Annotated in this window: 12 protein-coding genes and 1 pseudogene (1 of these 13 running past the window's edge); 8 read left to right on the top strand and 5 right to left on the bottom strand. The window is 64.5% G+C overall.

The features are described from left to right. Positions 1–78 precede the first annotated feature (78 nt). Genes B384_RS0108715 through B384_RS0108700 form a run of 4 tightly spaced genes read left to right on the top strand, consistent with a single transcriptional unit; the run spans position 79 to position 5,302 of the window. Entirely contained in the window at positions 79–852 is a 774-nt protein-coding gene (locus B384_RS0108715; protein WP_019482731.1) for an ABC transporter permease subunit, read from the top strand. 58 nt (positions 853–910) lie between these two features. Next, on the top strand, positions 911–2,590 hold the full coding sequence (locus B384_RS0108710) for a dipeptide ABC transporter ATP-binding protein (RefSeq protein ID WP_035766819.1): 1,680 nt from the start codon (positions 911–913) through the stop codon (positions 2,588–2,590). Positions 2,591–2,600: 10 nt separating this feature from the next. After that, positions 2,601–3,902, top strand: a complete 1,302-nt coding sequence (locus B384_RS0108705; protein WP_019482729.1) for an acyl-CoA dehydrogenase family protein — start codon at positions 2,601–2,603, stop codon at positions 3,900–3,902. Next, positions 3,902–5,302, top strand: a complete 1,401-nt coding sequence (locus B384_RS0108700) for an NtaA/DmoA family FMN-dependent monooxygenase (protein ID WP_019482728.1) — start codon at positions 3,902–3,904, stop codon at positions 5,300–5,302. The genes B384_RS0108705 and B384_RS0108700 overlap by 1 nt, the downstream gene beginning before the upstream one ends. A 6-nt stretch (positions 5,303–5,308) precedes the next feature. Here B384_RS0108700 and B384_RS0108695 read toward each other — a convergent pair whose 3' ends face one another. Continuing rightward, a complete protein-coding gene (locus B384_RS0108695) occupies positions 5,309–7,702 on the bottom strand; it encodes an ATP-binding cassette domain-containing protein (protein ID WP_019482727.1) in 2,394 nt (797 codons plus the stop codon). A gap of 254 nt (positions 7,703–7,956) precedes the next feature. Then, positions 7,957–9,936, bottom strand: a complete 1,980-nt coding sequence (locus B384_RS0108690) for a prolyl oligopeptidase family serine peptidase (protein ID WP_019482726.1) — start codon at positions 9,934–9,936, stop codon at positions 7,957–7,959. A gap of 132 nt (positions 9,937–10,068) precedes the next feature. Between B384_RS0108690 and B384_RS0108685 the strand changes: the two genes are divergently transcribed. From B384_RS0108685 to B384_RS0108670, 4 genes are all read left to right on the top strand, one after another. Beyond that, positions 10,069–10,920 (top strand): putative RNA methyltransferase, encoded by an 852-nt coding sequence (locus tag B384_RS0108685; protein ID WP_019482725.1) that lies wholly within the window; start codon positions 10,069–10,071, stop codon positions 10,918–10,920. A 120-nt stretch (positions 10,921–11,040) separates the two neighbouring features. After that, positions 11,041–11,520 (top strand): NfeD family protein, encoded by a 480-nt coding sequence (locus B384_RS0108680; RefSeq protein WP_019482724.1) that lies wholly within the window; start codon positions 11,041–11,043, stop codon positions 11,518–11,520. 82 nt (positions 11,521–11,602) lie between these two features. Further along, on the top strand, positions 11,603–12,538 hold the full coding sequence (locus tag B384_RS0108675; protein WP_019482723.1) for an SPFH domain-containing protein: 936 nt from the start codon (positions 11,603–11,605) through the stop codon (positions 12,536–12,538). Between the two features lie 211 nt (positions 12,539–12,749). After that, positions 12,750–13,097 (top strand): RNA polymerase-binding protein RbpA, encoded by a 348-nt coding sequence (locus tag B384_RS0108670; RefSeq protein ID WP_024477045.1) that lies wholly within the window; start codon positions 12,750–12,752, stop codon positions 13,095–13,097. Positions 13,098–13,253: 156 nt separating this feature from the next. Here the strand turns inward: B384_RS0108670 and B384_RS0108665 are convergent, their stop codons facing one another. The 3 genes and pseudogenes from B384_RS0108665 to B384_RS18370 form a co-directional block, all read right to left on the bottom strand. Beyond that, on the bottom strand, positions 13,254–13,985 hold the full coding sequence (locus B384_RS0108665) for a polyprenol monophosphomannose synthase (RefSeq protein ID WP_019482721.1): 732 nt from the start codon (positions 13,983–13,985) through the stop codon (positions 13,254–13,256). 411 nt (positions 13,986–14,396) lie between these two features. Beyond that, entirely contained in the window at positions 14,397–16,055 is a 1,659-nt protein-coding gene (locus tag B384_RS18375) for an amidohydrolase (protein WP_019482720.1), read from the bottom strand. Between the two features lie 32 nt (positions 16,056–16,087). Further along, positions 16,088–17,491 (bottom strand): annotated as a pseudogene (locus B384_RS18370) (DEAD/DEAH box helicase); it runs 1,423 nt beyond the window's last position.

Raw genomic sequence — 17,491 nt, 5'->3', positions numbered from 1 at the left:
GGGGCGGCGGTGCCCGAGACCGCTCCTGTGCCGTCAGCCCGACGACGGCGCGGACCGCTTCGTAGCCCGTCCCTCTGGTTGACGGCGGCGCCCCTGACCGTCGTCGCCGCCTGGGCGCTCGCTCCCGACCTGTTCACCTCGTTCTCCCCACTCGACGGGGTGCCGGGCGACAACTTTCGTGCACCCGACGCTGACCACATTTTCGGCACCGATCATCTCGGCCGGGACGTCTTCACCCGGGTGGTGTTCGGTACGCGTCAGACCCTCCTCACCGCCGGGCTCGCGGTCCTCATCGGTCTGGTGGTGGGCACGCTCGTCGGGATCATTGCCGCAACCGCGGGACGGGCCGCCGACACCACAGCGATGCGGCTGGTGGACGTGCTGCTGGCCGTGCCCGGCTTTCTCATCTCGCTCGTCATAGTCACCGCCTTCTCCCCCGGGCCAATTTCGCTGGGCGTCGGCATCGGCATCGCCTCGGTCGCCTCCTTCGCCCGAGTGGTCCGATCAGAGGTGTTGAGGGTGCGCAATCTTGACTTCATCGAGGCTTCATTCCTCAACGGTGGAACCTTTTGGTCAGTCATTACCCGCCACCTCCTGCCGAATGCCAGCGGACCCGTCCTCGCGTTGCTGGCGGTTGACCTGGGTGCGGCGATCCTCGCCATCTCCGGGTTAGGCTTCCTCGGCTTTGGCGCCCCACCACCCACCCCGGAATGGGGCCTACTGATCGCCGAAGGACGGCAATATCTCGGGACCGCCTGGTGGTTGACCACGCTGCCTGGCCTCGTCATTGTCCTGACGGTCCTTTTACTGGCGACCCTGGGCCGACAGCTACTCAAAACCTTCCGAATCTAGTCAGGAGCATCCAGTGGACGTTACCCACGCACGACCCAGCCCCAACCCCGCCGTAAAAATGGCACAAACTCCTCGCTGGACCGACGAATCACTGCTGACCATCCAGGGACTGCGGATCGAATATGGTCGCGGAACTGAGGCGAAGACCGCCGTCGACGGCGTGGACCTCACCATCCGCCGCGGTGAGATTGTGGCACTGGTCGGTGAATCAGGCTCGGGCAAATCCACCCTGGCCAAATCGATCATCGGATTACTCCCGGCAGCTGCGCAGCGGACCGCGGGGTCCATTTCCCTGGGAGACCTCGCACTCACTGACGCACGAGAGAGGGACCTGGAAAAAATTCGGGGGGTACGGATCTCACTGGTACCGCAGGACCCCGGAGCCTCGCTCGATCCCGTCAAAACGATCGGTTCCCAGCTGTCCGAGGTCTTCCGGCTGCACTCCGGCGGTCCCCGGCAATCCCGTGAGTCGATCCGGTCTGAGGTCATCCGGTTACTCGATCTGGTGGGGATTGACCGGCCTGAGGAACGGCTGAAACAGTACCCGCACCAGTTATCAGGGGGCCTGAAACAGCGTGTTCTCATCGCGATTGCCTTCAGCCTCCGGCCGGAGCTGCTCATTGCTGACGAACCGACATCGGCTCTTGACGTGACCGTCCAGGCGAAGATTCTCGAGGTTTTTGAGCGTCTGGCTACCGAATTTGGCACGGCAGTCATTTTTGTGACCCACGACCTGGCGGTAGCCACCGACCACGCCGTGCGGATTGTCGTGATGCGGCAAGGCCGCATCCTCGAGGACCGGCTGGTGGCTGACATTCTTGCGGCGCCGGCGAACGAGTACACGGTCCGGCTGCTGGAGGAGGCCGCTCCCCACCTCAGCCCTGCGGTGGCCAGAGCCATCTCCACCACAGCGCCCGGTGCAACGGCGGCCATCGAAGTAAGAGGCCTGATCCGGGACTTTGACAGGGCGGGCGAGCAGCACCGGGCCGTCGACGGCGTGTCCTTCAGCGTTGCCCAGGGCACCACCTTCGCCCTGGTGGGAGAATCGGGATCCGGAAAATCGACCACTGCCCGCATGATTCTCCGGCTGCTCGATCCAGGGGCCGGACAGATCCTCATCCACGGACAGGACGTCACCTCCGCTTCCCGACAGCAGAAGAGAGAATTGTGGAAACACCTGCAACTGGTTTATCAGAACCCCGATTCCGCGCTCGATCCTCGCTTACCTATCCGCGACATCATCGGCGAGCCCCTCCGGAACTACCGGATCGGCTCCAGGACAACCCGTGCCAAACGAGTGGCCGAACTCCTGGACCAGGTGAATATCCCGTCGAGCCTCGCGGGCAAACGTCCGCTTGAACTCTCCGGTGGTCAGCGCCAGCGCGTCGCAATTGCGCGTGCGCTCGCGCTCGGGGCGCACACCTTGGTGCTGGATGAGGCACTGTCAGCCCTCGACGTCCTGACACAGGCCCAGATCCTCGACCTACTGGCAGACCTGCAACAAGAACTCGGACTGACTTACCTCTTCATTTCCCATGACCTTCACGTGGTTGAACGAATCTCGTCGGCCGTTGGCGTCATGCACCGGGGGAAACTCGTCGAAACGGGCCCAACTAATGAGGTCTTCGGCAATCCCACCAGTGATTACACCCAACTGCTGCTCAACTCCAACCCGGGCCACCGGCTTCGCGCCCACGCCTCCACTCGCAGCGGCATTGCCGCCCTCGCAACCACGTAAGGACAACTCCATGACCACCACCACCAGCGCCCAGCACAGCGGACCCCAGCCGGACGTACCGCAGCCGTACGCACCACAGCACAGTACGGCCACCGGAGAGGCCAGATACGAGGAACTCGCCGCGCGTTTCCGGCCCGTGTTCCAGCGCATCGCCGACGGCGCCCTCGCCCGTGAAGCGGACCGGACCCTGCCCTTCGCCCAGGTGGGGTGGCTCAGGGACGCAGGATTCACCACCCTTCGGGTGCCCGCCCGGTTCGGCGGCAATCCGGTGAGCCATGAACACCTCTTCCGGCTCGTCACTGAACTGGCAGAGGCGGACTCGAATGTCTCCCACCTGTTGCGCTCCCATTTTTCGTTTGTCGAAACGGCCGCGCTGCAGTCCGCAGAGTTTCAGGACCGTTGGTTCCCCCGTATCGCTGCTGGCCAAATCTTCGGCAACGCTGCCACTGAACGCTCGGGTAACGCCCTCGGCACAACCCGGACCAGGCTCCACCAGGAGGAGGGGCAATGGTTCCTCACCGGTGAAAAGTTCTACACCACCGGCAGTATTTTCGCCGACTGGGTGGTGGTCATGGCGAGCACTGAGGGGCTCGAAGGGAGACAATACGCGCTGGTGAGGGCGGACGACCCGCGGGTGACGATCGTGGACGACTGGGATGGTTTTGGTCAGCCGTTGACGGGGACCGGCACCGCGCGCTTTGACCGGGTGCCGGTCGAGTCCGGGGACATCCTGCAGCGGAAGGTGACAAGTACGCTCGAACCAGCGTTTTTTCAACTCTTCCTCCTTGCGGTGCTGGCCGGGATCGGCCGCGCTGCCCGCCGCGACGCGGTGAACCTCGTTCAAGCCCGGATCCGGACTTTCAACACGGGATCGGGCGGCCTGTTCCGCGATGATCCCCAGATCCAGGAACATGTCGGTGTCCTGGCATCGAAGGTGTACACCGCCGAAGCCGTCGTGACGGCGGCGGCCCGGGACCTTGACGCCGCCGTCGACCCGGCATTGGCACTATCCCCCGAGGCAGCGTTCCTCCGCGCCGAACTGGCTGTCGACCAGGCTCACGTCTCGGTTCCCCCGTTGGTGCTGGCGGCAACCAGCGAATTATTCGACGTCGCCGGGGCGTCGGCAGTCGGCAAGGACAAGGCACTGGACCGCCACTGGCGCAACGCGAGGACGGTGGCCACCCACAACCCGGCGCTATTCAAAGCGCGCTCAGTCGGCGACTATCTGATCAACAGCACCACCCCCACTGGCCTGAACAGCATCGGCGACGCCACCGCTCGCCCCTCATCCACCACCGGAGGTACCCCCTGATGTCAGTCTTCACTGAACGCCCACGTCTTCTCCTCAGCGCATTCGCGATGAACACCACAAGCCACATCCTCGGCGGGCAGTGGCGCCACCCCGAAGCCCAACAACACCGATTCAATGACCTGCGGCTGTGGACAGACCTGGCGCGAACGCTGGAGGAAGCGAAATTCGATGCGCTCTTCCTTGCCGACGTCGTCGGGCTGTACGGCAACCATGGGGGCGGCTGGACGTCCCACATCGAGCGCGGGCTCCAGGTTCCCGCCAACGACCCGCTGGTCCTGCAATCGGCGCTGGCGGCAACAACCGAACATCTCGGTTTGGCCCTGACCAGCTCCGTCGTTCAGTCTCATCCATTCCAGTTTGCCCGCCAACTGTCCACCCTCGACCATCTCAGCGAGGGGCGGGTCGCCTGGAACATTGTCACCAGCGTGCTTGAAAATTCGTTCAAGAACTTCGGCCACAACGGGCTCGTCGAACACGACAGCCGCTACGACTGGGCCGACGAGTACCTGGAGGTCTGCTACAAGCTCTGGGAGGGCTCCTGGGACGACGGCGCCCTCGTCCAGGACAAGCGGACGGGCCGCCATGCCGACCCGTCGAAGGTCCATAAGATCAATCACCACGGGGCCCGCTATTCGGTGGAGGGCCCCCACCTGGTGGCTCCGTCACCGCAGCGCACTCCCCTACTGTTCCAGGCCGGCTCCTCAGGACGGGGGCAGCACTTTGCCGCTGCCAACGCTGAAGCAGCCTTCCTCTTCGCACCCAATGTGGACTACGCCCGGAAGACGACAGCATCGGTCCGCGCCCTTGCCCGCGAACTGGGTCGCCGCGACGAGGACATCAAATTCTTTGCCGGGCTCTCCTTTGTGGTCGGATCCACCGAAGCCGAGGTGTCGCGAAAGCGGGCTGAGCTCGACGACTACCTGGACCTGGATACGATCGTGGCGCACATCGGCGGCGGTATCGGGGTTGACCTCGGCGGGCTCCCCCTCGACACCACTCTGGGCGAGGTACGTACCGACGGCGCCCGCGGCGTACTTGAGGCCCTGTTCGCCTCAGTCCCTGGCGGGAATCCGACGATCGCCGATGTTGCGCGCTACCGGGCGTACAACCAGCAGATTGCTGGTACCCCTGAACAAATCGTCGACCAGCTCGAATTCTGGCAGGACGCGGGAATCGACGGGATCAACATCATCAACCAGACCATTCCCGGCTCCTATCAGGACTTCATTGAGGGGGTCCTGCCCGAACTGCGAAAGCGGGGCCTGGCCCAGTCCGATTACCGGTCCGGGACCCTCCGGGAAAAGTTCTTCGGCGAAGGAGCGCGCCTCCCGGACCGGCATCGGGCGGCTGGCCACCGGGGAGCATACGCTGGGCGCACTACGCTCCAGCCGGCGGGTTAGGCGCGGTCAGCCGCCCACGTAGGCCGCCAGGTGCTCGCCGGTCAGCGTCGTTTTGCCAGCGACGAGCTCGGCTGGGGTTCCCTCGAAGACCACCCGGCCGCCGTCGTTACCCGCGCCGGGCCCAAGGTCGATCAGCCAGTCGGCGTGCGCCATCACCGCCTGGTGGTGTTCTATCACCAGGACCGATTTGCCGGAATCGACGAGCCGGTCGAGGAGCCCGAGCAGGTTCTGCACGTCGGCCAGGTGCAGGCCGGTGGTCGGCTCATCAAGCACATACACGTCGCCTTTTTCGGCCATCTGCGTCGCCAGCTTGACGCGTTGCCGCTCACCGCCCGAGAGGGTGGTGAGCGGCTGGCCGAGGGTCAGATAACCGAGCCCCACATCCACCAGGCGGTCGAGGATTCTGTGGGCGGCCGGGGTGCGGGCGTCGCCCGCACCGAAGAAGGTTTCAGCCTCGGTCATCGACATGGCAAGTACCTCGGCGATGTTGCGTCCCCCCAGGGTGTACTCAAGGACCGACGCCTGGAATCTCCTCCCCTCGCAGTCCTCGCAGGTGGACTCGACAGTGGCCATGACCCCGAGTTCAGTGAAGATAATGCCAGCACCGTTGCAGGTGGGGCAGGCACCCTCGGAGTTGGAACTGAACAGGGCCGGTTTGACGCCGTTCGCTTTGGCGAAAGCCTTTCGGATCGGCTCGAGGAGTCCCGTGTAGGTGGCGGGATTGCTGCGGCGCGACCCCTTGATGGCGCCCTGGTCGATCACCACCACACCCTCGCGTCCGGCGACCGACCCGTGGATGAGCGAACTCTTACCTGAACCAGCCACCCCCGTGACTACGCAGAGCACACCCAGCGGCACGTCAACGTCCACGTTCTGAAGGTTGTGGGTTGCGGCGCCGCGCACCTCCAGGCTGCCCGAGGGCTGACGCACCGTTGCCTTGACAGCTGCCCGGTCGTCGAGGTGTCGACCGGTGATGGTGTCACTGGTACGCAGGCCATCGACGCTGCCCTCGAAGCAGACGCTGCCGCCCTGGGTGCCAGCGCCAGGACCCAGATCGATCACGTGATCAGCGATGGCTATGGTCTCGGGTTTGTGCTCCACCACCAGCACCGTATTCCCCTTGTCACGCAACTGGACCAGCAGCCCGTTCATCCGCTGAATGTCGTGCGGGTGCAGGCCGATGGTCGGCTCATCAAAAACGTAGGTGATATCGGTCAGCGAGGAACCGAGGTGCCGGATCATCTTGGTCCGCTGAGCCTCTCCCCCGGACAGGGTGCCGGCCGGCCGGTCAAGCGATAGATATCCCAGCCCGATCTCCGCGAAAGAATCCAGCAGGTGTTGCAAGCCCTTCAACAGGGGCGTCACGGACGGTTCCTGCAACGCACGCACCCAGGCCGCCAGCTCATCGATCTGCATGATGCACAGATCGGCGATGTTCTTGCCCTGAATCGTCGATGACCTGGCTTCAGGACTGAGCCGGGTGCCTTGGCATTCGGGGCACGGCTGGAAGGTGATGGCCCGCTCCACGAACGCCCGGATATGAGGTTGCATCGCCTCAACGTCCTTGGACAGCATCGACTTCTGGATCTTCGGGATGACTCCCTCGAAGGTGAGGTTGATGCCCTCGACCTTCACCTTGGTCGGCTCCTTGTACAGGAGGTCGTCGAGTTCCTTCTTGGTGAAGCTGGCCAGCGGTTTGTCGATGTCGAACCCTGCACCGCTGAAGATCCGGCCGTACCAGCCGTCCATGCTGTACCCGGGAATGGTGAGTGCTCCCTCCCCCAGCGACTTGGTCTCGTCGAAGAGCGCCGTCAGGTCGAAATCGGAGACCGATCCCATGCCCTCGCAGCGTGCACACATGCCACCCAGATAGACGGCATCCCTGACCACGCTTTTCTCCACCCGGCCGCCCTTGTCGGTACTCATCACTCCGCTGGCCTTACGGGTGGGCACGTTGAAGGAAAACGCCGTCGGCGGTCCCACATACGGTGAGCCAAGCCGGCTGAAGAGGATCCGAAGCATCGCGTTGGCGTCGGTGGCGGTGCCAACCGTCGAGCGTGGATTGGCGCCCATCCGCTCCTGGTCGACGATGATCGCCGTCGTCAGGCCTTCCAGACGGTCGACGTCGGGGCGCGCCAGGCTGGGCATGAATCCCTGGACAAATGCGCTGTAGGTTTCATTGATCATCCGCTGCGACTCGGCAGCGATGGTCGCGAACACCAGGGAACTCTTGCCCGATCCGGACACGCCAGTAAAAACCGTCAGGCGGCGCTTCGGAATGTCGACTGAGAGGTCTTTGAGATTGTTCTCACGGGCACCCTGAACCCGGATCAGATCGTGTTGGTCGGCGGTGTGCGAGGGTAATTCGTGTGGGTCGGTCGTCGTCGTCGACGTGCTCATCGTCTCTCCTACTGCCGGGGTCGCCGCAGCGGCTCCCAACGGCGTCGCTAGCCTCGTGCGCACCAGCATCCAACAGTACGTTCGATATCGTCTGATTCTGCTCCAGGTGACGGCACGGTGGCAACCGGTTATGCACGGGCGGCAGCGCAACGGTGGTCTCACGACCGGGCTGGGGTGCCTGCTTTGAGATCCTGCTCCCCCGCCATGCTGCGCTGCCGCCAGCCGCTGTAAGCCAGCCGCTGTGGGCTAGCCGCTTACGGCTGCTGGTTCTTCGCCGTCGGCAGGTATCTGGCCCACCAGTTGAGAAGGTGCTCAAACCGCTGCCGACGGTGCCACGGTGATCCGGCGCGGGACAATTCGTGGGTCTCGCCCGGGAACACCAGAAGCTCTGTTGGCACTCCGCGCAGCTTCAACGCCGTGTAATAGCGTTGAGCCTGCTCCAGTGGGCAGCGCAGATCCTCCTCGGAGTGGACCACGAAGGTGGGGGTCTGCACCTTGTCGACGTGTGCAAACGGATTCTGTGCCCTCACCTGATCAGGATCGTTGCCGGTGTAGGCATCGGAGAAGAACCAGCCAATGTCCGATGAACCGACGAACGACGGCGGATCCAGGTAGCCGCGTTCGACCACTGCCGCCGTGAACCGATGGTCCTGGGAGATGGTCCACGCGGTCAGGTAGCCGCCGTAGGACCCGCCCATGACGCCCAGCCGGTCCCGATCAAACGACGGGTATTTCTCCAGTGCGCCGTCCAGGAAGCCCAGGACATCGAGGAGGTCAACGGTACCCATCGCTCCCTTGATCACGCGGCCGTGCTCCTGCCCGTACCCGGCCGCTCCCCGCGGGTTGCACATGACGACGGCGTACCCGGCGTTGACATAGACCTGCGCCTCGTCGAAGTATCCCCAGCCATATTGGGCGAACGGGCCGCCGTGAATGTTGAGCAGGACCGGGTGGGGCCCCTCGCCCTCGGGTTCCAGCACCCAGCCATGCACGCTGTGCCCGTCGCTGGCCGTGAAGGTTTCTTCTTTGGGTGCCACCACTGCGGTCTGCATCCGGAGGTCGTTGGAGAGGTCTGTGAGCGGTTTGAGGGAGCCCCCGGACACTACTGCCAGATCCCCCATCGTGGTGGGATCGGTATAGGCGGCAACCACCAGGTCGCCCTTCGCCGCTGCACCTGTCACGATGAGTTCGCCGTCGAGCAGGGTGCTGACGGTCCCGTCGGCGGAGGCTTCGAGGAGGGTGCCGCGGCCCCGGGTCCGGTTAAAGACGAGCACCGAATCGGCGCCGCGCGGCACGATGTCCCCCACCTCGCCCAGGTCCACGGTCTCGGCATCGGTGATGGCCCGAGCTTCGCCGGGTGCAGCGGCTGGAGCAACGTAGAGCGCGGTGTTCCGGGCCAGGAAGTCCAGCCCGTCCTCGGAAAGGTCGCTGCCCAGGAAGAACAGCCAGTGTCCATCGAGGCTTTCGACCGGCCGGCTGCAGCCCAGCCGGGTACCAGAGCCGCGGTTGGTGAGTTGCACGACGTCGGACCCATCCACCGCCATCGAATGGACATCGGTGTACAGGGTGGTGTCGGCGTCGGAATGCAGCGCCGCGGTGAAGAGGATGCGGCGCCCGTCGCGGGTGAAAACAGGCTCGTTGTGATCCGCGTCTGCCGTGGTCAGCTGCACGGCCTCCGGAAGCCCTTTGCCGGGTGCCTTCTCCTTGGCTGCCGGCTTTTCGCTGCCAGCCGGGTCCACCGCAGCTTCCTTTGCCCTGCCGACCGGTTCCACGAAAGGTTCGGCGTCGAGGCTCGGTACGTCGAGAACAAAAATCTGGGTCCGTTTGTCCAGCGAATAGCCCAGCCCGTTCATCCGGTACTTGAACGTGCTGATCAGGCGGGGATCCTCCAGCCCGGGGCCGACGCCGTCGACGGTCCCGTAGCGGCCGTGCTCCGGAACGCGGGAGGTGAAGGTGAGCTTCGACGAATCGGGCGAGAAGCTGAACGAGCCAACCCCCATTTTCTGGTCCGTCAGGCGCTGGGGTTCGCCGCCGCGGCTGTCAACGATCATCAGCTGAGGCTTGCCGCCGGGCTCTGCCCTGAGGAAGGCGATGGCGGCGCCGTCCGGCGAATACTGGGGTGCGGTGTCGCGGAAACCGCGGGTCAACCGTCGCGCGGCGCCCCCGGGAACCGCAATGTCCCACAGCTGCCCAACATAACTGTCGGCATCGAAATCGGGTCGGGTCACCGACACAACACAACGCTGCGCATCAGGTGAGATCGACGGTGAACTTACGGACTGGAGGTGATTCAGCTCATGTGGTTTCACAAGTCCGAGACTAGATCAGTCGCTGGGTGTTCCCAATTCCGGCCCTAGGATGAATCTATGCCCCACCTTCCGGAGAACCTGTTGTGCTGCCCCGTGTGCGCAGCGCCGCTGGGACTCCTGGACGGTGCGGGCGCGCTGGTGTGCGGGGCGGGTCACCGGTTCGATGCGGCAAAGCAGGGCTACTTCAACCTGCTCACTGGCAGGGGCACCGAATTCCAGTCGGACACCGCAGTGATGGTGCAGGCACGCACCGACTTTCTCGGCGCAGGCCACTACGCCCCACTCCAGGCGGTTCTGGCCGACCTGGCGCAACGGCACGTCGCCGAGCCCAGGGTAATCCTCGACGCCGGCGCCGGTACCGGATACTACCTGGCCGAACTGGAGCGCCGACATCCCGGGGCCGCGGTGCTGGCCCTCGATATTTCGAAGTTCGCCCTGCGCCGGGCAGCCGGAATCCTGCGGGACGGTGTGTGCGTGGTCTGGGATGTGTGGCGGCAGTTGCCGGTGCGGGATTCAGGGGTCGACATCATCCTCAACGTTTTTGCGCCCCGCAACCCCGAAGAGTTCCATCGCGTGCTGAATCACGGCGGTGTGCTGGTCGTTGTCACCCCCCTGCCGGGGCACCTTGCCGAAATCGCCGACGACGCCGGTTTGCTTGAGGTGCGCCCGGATAAGGCCACGGCGGTGGCAACCAGCCTGACCGGACTGTTCGACGAGGCCGATTCGGCAACCGTTGAGCTCTCCCTGCAGCTGTCCCACACCGATATCTACAATGTCGCGCTGATGGGCCCGGCTGGCCACCATCTGGTCCCAGAAGACCTGTGGGCGGATTTGGCGGTGCTCCCCGAACGGACTCCAGCCAGTGCCCGGTTCACCGTCCAGGTTTTCCGGCGGCACCAGGACCGCTGAGGCTTGCGGATCGATAACAACCGGTCCGGTGAGGCCTCGACCCCTAGGTTTCCGCACCCCGCTTTGGCATGATTGAAGAACGCAGTATGCGCTCACGGCGCCTTAGCCAGAGGGGAAGACATGTTTGAGTGGCTTTTGGAGAACGGCTGGATCCTGTGGCTGGTTCTCTTCCTTGGTCTTGCCGCAGTGGAAACCCTGACTCTTGACCTGTTTTTCGTCATGATGGCGATGGGTGCCCTCGCAGCCATGATCAGCACCTTCCTCGGTGCGGCGTTCTTCCTGCAGGTCATCATCTTCAGCGTGGTGTCGCTCCTGATGGTGCTGGTGGTCCGCCCGGTGGCGCTGAAACACCTCAAGCGGGGCTCCCCCGAACAGCTCAGCAACGTGGACCGACTCATCGGGGAGTCGGCTCTCACCCTCGACATCGTGACCGGCGAATCCGGCACCGTGAAGATCGGCGGTGACACCTGGTCGGCCCGCACCCTCGACGGGTCGCTGATTCCCGCCGGCGAACGTGTCGCCGTCACCCGAATCGACGGTGCCACTGCGCTGATCAGTGCCCCCGCCCGCCCGCAAGCCGCCGATTCCGGGGCTGTCTAGACGCGGTTGCCCAGATGGGCCGCCCAACCGCGGTTGCCCAGACTTACCCAACGATCGCGCCAACCTACCAAAAGGGGAACATATGCCTACCGACGCAGGGGCAATCGGACTGACAGTCGTCCTGATTGCCCTGATCATTTTCGTTCTGGTCGTGCTGGTGAAGTCGGTGCGAATTGTCCCGCAGGCTCGCGCCGGTGTGGTGGAACGGCTCGGAAAATACCAGCGAACCCTCCAACCCGGGTTGACCATCCTGATCCCTTTCGTGGACCGGCTGCTGCCCCTGCTGGACTTGCGCGAACAGGTGGTGTCATTCCCTCCCCAGCCCGTCATCACCGAAGACAACCTGGTGGTTTCGATCGACACGGTGGTCTACTTCCAGGTCACTGATCCTCGGGCGGCTACCTATGAGATCGCCAATTACATCCAGGCCGTGGAACAGCTCACCACCACCACCCTGCGCAACGTGGTTGGTGGTCTGAACCTTGAGGAGGCCCTGACCTCCCGCGACCAGATCAACGGCCAACTGCGCGGAGTGCTTGATGAGGCCACCGGTCGCTGGGGCATCCGGGTATCCCGGGTGGAACTGAAGGCTATCGACCCTCCCCTGTCCATCCAGGACTCGATGGAGAAGCAGATGCGAGCCGAGCGGGACCGCCGCGCAGCCATTTTGACTGCCGAGGGAACCAAGCAGTCGCAGATCCTCACAGCCGAGGGCCAGCGACAGGCCGCCATCCTCGCCGCGGAAGGTGACGCCAAGGCGGCCATTCTCCGCGCCGACGGCGAGTCGCAGGCCATTCAGAAGGTGTTCGATGCCATCCACAAGGGCAACCCGACCCAGAAGCTCCTCGCCTATCAATACCTGCAGACCCTTCCCAAGCTCGCCGAAGGATCGTCCAACAAGCTGTGGATTATTCCCAGTGAGGTGGGTGAAGCGCTCAAGGGTATCGGTAACGTCCTGGGCAACGCTACCGCTGATGCGCCCGACGGCGATAGCCCGTCCCGTACCCACAGCGCCTGACACCGTAGAAACCGGACGGCTGGCTCGCGTCGGCTGTTCGGTTTCTTTTTGTGCCCTGCCCCAGCGTATAATTGGGTGTTTGCCGTACTTTCGCTGGTCAGATCGGGAACAGACGTCACGTCCACAGCGTTATGTAAGTGGCAGGTTGCGGTAGCCACTACCGCACCATCATCCGCCGTTACGGATGCCAAATTGTTGAGTAGGAGATTACATGAGCGATCGTAGCTTGCGCGGTATGCGCCTCGGAGCGCAAAGCATGGAGACTGAATCCGGTGTTGAGCCAGCTCCACGGCAGCGGGTTGAATACCGTTGCGGAGACGGCGAGCGGGTGTTCGTCACTTTTGCAGCGGAAGCTGACGTCCCACCGGTCTGGGTTTCCAAAACCGGTAAGGAAGCGTTGCTGGTGGACGGGGAACGCCCCGACACCTCAGGTGACAAGCCAGTACGTACTCACTGGGACATGCTGCTGGAGCGTCGCAGCATGGACGAGCTGGAGCAGATCCTCCAGGATCGGTTGACCATCCTGCGGGAACGCCGCGGAGAGCGCCAGTCCGCCTAGCAGTACAGGAAGTTGGAAAAGCCGGGTTGACCCTCAGGGTCAGCCCGGCTTTTTCGTGCCCGCCAGCCCCAGAAGCGGCCCCGACAGCAAGAATTGCCGGAAGGAACCGGCAACCCTGACACTGCGGGGCGTTTCTGTCCTGGCGGGTTGTGGAAGCTACTTCTTGTCGCGCGAGGTCAGTGCCCGCCACCGTGCGGCGAGTCCCCACCGGGTGACGTTGGCAATGGCCTCGAGGACAATTCCGCCACTCATCTTCGATGCCCCGAACTCCCGTTCCACGAAAGTGATCGGCACCTCAACAATCTTCAGGCCCAGCGTCGCCACCCGGAAGGTCATGTCCACCTGGAATCCGTACCCCACCGAGTCAACGGTTGTCAGATCAACCTTTTCGAGGGTTTCCCGGCGGAACGCACGGTAGCCTGCGGTGATATCCCGGACATCGATGCCCAGCATCAGCCTGGAGTAGGTGCTGCCGGCCCGGGAGAGCAATTTCCTGCGTCGCGGCCAGTTCACCACGCTGCCGCCGGGGACCCACCGCGACCCAATGACGAGGTCGGCGTCAGCCACCTTGTCGAGCAGGGACTGTAGCTGCTCGGGCCGGTGAGAGCCGTCAGCATCCATCTCGACCAGTACGTCGTAGCCAGCGTCCAGCGCCCAGGTGAATCCCGCGATGTACGCGGCTCCCAGACCCGCCTTACCCGTGCGGTGCAGGACATGGATCTGCGGGTCGGCACCTGCCAGGGTGTCGGCGAGCCCGCCGGTACCATCGGGGCTGTTGTCGTCCACCACCAGGACGTCGGAGTGAGGTACGGCCCGGCGCAGTCGTTCGACTGTCAGGGGAAGCGACTCGATCTCGTTGTAGGTGGGAATGATGGTGACGACTCGCACTCAGGCAACCTTCGATCACGTAGCTGATACGCCGTGGCGCACGGATCCCGGGGCCCGGAACCAAACGCCCAGTATATTGGATGCCCGCGTGGGACAGAAAAAGAGCCACCAGGCCGATCGAATCGGGATGCCGTGGAGGGTCGGGTAGATCCGCGCGCCTTCGGGCCAGCACGGATCCAAGAATCACAGCTGTTTTCTACTGACGCGCGAACCTACCCGTTCCGGGGTACCGATGCCGTGACGCGCGGCGAGGCCCACTGAAAAACGGTGGCTGCCTAGGACCTGCGTTGAATCGGCTCGGTCGGGTCAGTGAATCTTCTCTGAGTTCCTGACCCGTTGACTCCACAGCTTACGTGCTGTGGAGCGAGTGTCAACAGCCCCCTGACCTGCGTAAACACTTGTTTGTGCAGGTCAGGACACGGACCGTAGGGGCGATGAAATTTCGTTGAAACCTGGGGCCTGGAACAACTGTCGGCCCCGATGGACCGTCTCAAGACACACCGGGTCCGCGCCGGTATCGAGGGCAGGAAGGAGCGGTGTCCCCGCCCTGGGGTCGGTGCTCCACGATTGCACCCTGCTGTCAGCCGTCTGCACCATCAGCTCCTCCACCTCCCACACGGCGTACGACGCCGGAGCACCAGGGACAAGCTGGCCCAACAACGGGTTTCCCGTGCCTACGGCCCGCCAACCGGCCCGGGTGTGGGCGATAAAGGCTGCGCGAGCGGAGATCCGTTGCGCGGGGTTGTTGTGCATCACACTCGCCCGGAGGGTGGCCCACGGGTTGAGGGATGTCACGGGGCTGTCGGAACCGAAGCACAGCGGGACCCCTGCCGCCAGGAAGCTCGCGAACGGGTTCATCCCGGTCATCCGCGGGGTTCCGAGGCGCTGGCTGTACAACCCGCCAGCAGCACCCCAACGCGCATCGAAGGCCGGCTGGGCACTGACGGTGACCCCAAAATGCACCAGTCGGGCGATAGCCTCAGCGTCGGCGAGTTCGACGTGTTCCAGGCGGTGGCGAGCCCGCCGGACCGCCTCGATACCGTGGGCATCGGCTGCCAGGGCGAGACCCTGCAGGACCACGTCCAGGCCGGCGTCCCCAATGACATGGAACCCTGCCTGCATTCCTATGCTGGTGGCGGCACCCAGATGCGCTGCGACGGTGTCGGCCTGGAGGAAAACCGAACCCCGATGGACGTCATCGGCATAGGGTTCCCGGAGCGCCGCGGTCCGGGACCCAAGGGAACCGTCCACGTTGAGGTCTCCGCCGATGCCGGCCAGGCTGCCACCGAACAGGTCCAGCACCTCCTGAAGCTCGGTGACCGACGTAACAGGCTGTCCCCAGTACGGCAGGATCTCCGGGAGCTGCTCCCCCAGGGGGTCCTGGCCGATCCGGAGCAATGCCTGGAGGTCGGCCACCGGTGAGATATGGGGCGCGCCCATCTCTGCGACCGCCACGATTCCGTTGGCCGCGGCCCGCCGGAGCGCAGCGCTCTGGTAGCCGGAGCGTTCGCCGTCGGCCAGATCCCGCGAGGCCAGCCGCGCCGTGACGTGGGCGTCGCGCACCACGAAGCCGTTGTCCCAGCCGTCGAGGTTCGCCAGGTCCAGCGCAGCTGCGAGGGACCCGGAAACCACCGCCGAATGAACATCGGCGCGGGCCAGATAGACGTGCTTACCTCCGCCGGCTGCGTCCAGTTGCCCGGCGGTGGGGACCATGCGCTCCGGCCACCGCGACTCATCCCAGCCGTGCCCCAACACGGTGCTGACGCCGGTGCGCGCCGCCGCTGCGACCCGGTCCAGCAGGTCAGTGATGCCGGTACAGGAGGAAAGGTCGATGGATTCCAGGGCCAGACCGGTCTCTGTGGTGTGGACGTGGGAGTCCACGAAGCCCGGGGTGATGAGGGCGCCGGCCAGGTCAACGACGGTCATGGTGGCATCGGCCAGCGATTCGGCCGCATGCTCGGAGCCGATCCAGGCGACCGTGTCGCCGTCGACCAGCATCGCGGTGGCGAACGGGTCTGCGGCGCTATACACGGAGCCGTTACGGTACAGAATTGGGCGGGTCGGGGTCATTCGTGCTCCAGACAGATGGTGGGCATAAGTGGTTAGTCGCTGATGGCCGAGTAGGCCACCACACCGCGACGGATCAGGCCAATCGCGTCGATAAACAGACGGCGTTGGCCGGGAGGCAGATCATCAATTTTGGCGAGCTGATCCAACAGGTCCACCACCTGTTTGGTCCATCTCACGAAGTCGCCGGCCGCCAGTTCGGTTCCGCTCAGCGCAGCCTGCAGGGCCTTGCCCCTGGCCCACTTATGCATGGGCCAGACGAGACCCAGCTCGGGTTCACCGGTGACCGGAAGCTTGAACTGCTCCTCCAGATCGGTCAGGGCTGACCACTGGCGGACGACGACGTCGATCGACGGGTCGAGTGCGACGCCGGGCATTTTCGGGCGCAGGCCGCGTTCTTCCCGTTTGGCCTGGTACACCAGCACCGAGGCCAAAGCGGCGGTCTCGGCGGCGTCGAGTCCTTTGAAGGCGCCATGCTCGAGGGAGAGCGCGATCAGCAGGTCCTTCTCCCCGTAGACCCGGCGCAGCTTACGGCCGGCAGCGGTGATGGTGGTCCCGGACGGGGTGTCCTGCAGGTACCCGTAGTGCAGGAGGACGTCCGACACCCGGTCGAAGGTTTTTGCGATCGTGTTGGTGCGGCCCCTGATCTGACCGGCCAGCCGGTCGGTCTCGCGGCGCAGCTTCCACCAGCGTTCAGCCCACCGGGCGTGCTGCTCCCGGTCGCTGCACCCGTGGCAGGGGTGGGACCGCAGCTTGCGTCGCAGCTCTGCGATGGCGGCCTCCTGGCGCTCGGTGGCAGCGGAGAGGAAACCGTCCTGGCCGGGACCGCGGCGGGGTGGACGCTTGTCATGGAGTGCGTTCCGGAGCGACGAACTCAGGTCCCGGCGGTCTTTGGGGCTGCGGGCGTTGAAGTTTTTGGGGATCCTGATGTGGGAGAGAACCTCAAGGGGCCCGCTGAGGTCCTGCACCCCGACCCGACGGAGCTGCTTGTCTTCGGTGAGGACCGTTGGGCGGGGCTCCCGTGAGGTGTCGGAGCTGAGGACCACCGCATAGCCCTGGCTGCGTCCTGCCGGCACGTCGACGACGTCGCCGGGTCGCAGCATCTCGAGCGACGAAGCCGCCGCCGAGCGCAGGCTCCGCGAGTTGGTTTTCGCTGCCCGATCCTCCAGATCGGAAATTTCACGGCGAAGCCTCGAGTATTCGGTGAAGTCGCCGAGATGGCAGGTCATGGACTGCTCATAGCCCCGCAGCGACTCCTCACGGGTCCGCACCTGTTTCGCGAGTCCCACCACCGACCGGTCCGCCTGGAACTGGGCGAACGAGGTTTCGAGGATCTCACGGGATCGGTGCTGGCCAAATTGGGCGACGAGGTTGATGCTCATGTTGTAGGTGGGCCTGAAGCTCGAGTTCAACGGGTAGGTCCGCCGGGAGGCGAGACC

Source organism: Arthrobacter sp. TB 23 (assembly GCF_000294595.1).
Classification (GTDB): domain Bacteria; phylum Actinomycetota; class Actinomycetes; order Actinomycetales; family Micrococcaceae; genus Arthrobacter_D.
The sequence above is the reverse complement of the archived record's forward strand: the minus strand, read 5'-3'. Positions and strand labels throughout refer to the sequence as shown.

Bases quoted from the DNA above. Each gene is read 5' to 3' on its own strand.
- B384_RS0108710 (WP_035766819.1), top strand. From the start codon at position 911: ATGGCACAAACTCCTCGCTGGACCGACGAATCACTGCTGACCATCCAG.
- B384_RS0108705 (WP_019482729.1), top strand. From the start codon at position 2,601: ATGACCACCACCACCAGCGCCCAGCACAGCGGACCCCAGCCGGACGTA.
- B384_RS0108700 (WP_019482728.1), top strand. From the start codon at position 3,902: ATGTCAGTCTTCACTGAACGCCCACGTCTTCTCCTCAGCGCATTCGCG.
- B384_RS0108695 (WP_019482727.1), bottom strand. From the start codon at position 7,702: ATGAGCACGTCGACGACGACGACCGACCCACACGAATTACCCTCGCAC.
- B384_RS0108685 (WP_019482725.1), top strand. From the start codon at position 10,069: ATGCCCCACCTTCCGGAGAACCTGTTGTGCTGCCCCGTGTGCGCAGCG.
- B384_RS0108680 (WP_019482724.1), top strand. From the start codon at position 11,041: ATGTTTGAGTGGCTTTTGGAGAACGGCTGGATCCTGTGGCTGGTTCTC.
- B384_RS0108675 (WP_019482723.1), top strand. From the start codon at position 11,603: ATGCCTACCGACGCAGGGGCAATCGGACTGACAGTCGTCCTGATTGCC.
- B384_RS0108670 (WP_024477045.1), top strand. From the start codon at position 12,750: ATGAGCGATCGTAGCTTGCGCGGTATGCGCCTCGGAGCGCAAAGCATG.
- B384_RS18375 (WP_019482720.1), bottom strand. From the start codon at position 16,055: ATGACCCCGACCCGCCCAATTCTGTACCGTAACGGCTCCGTGTATAGC.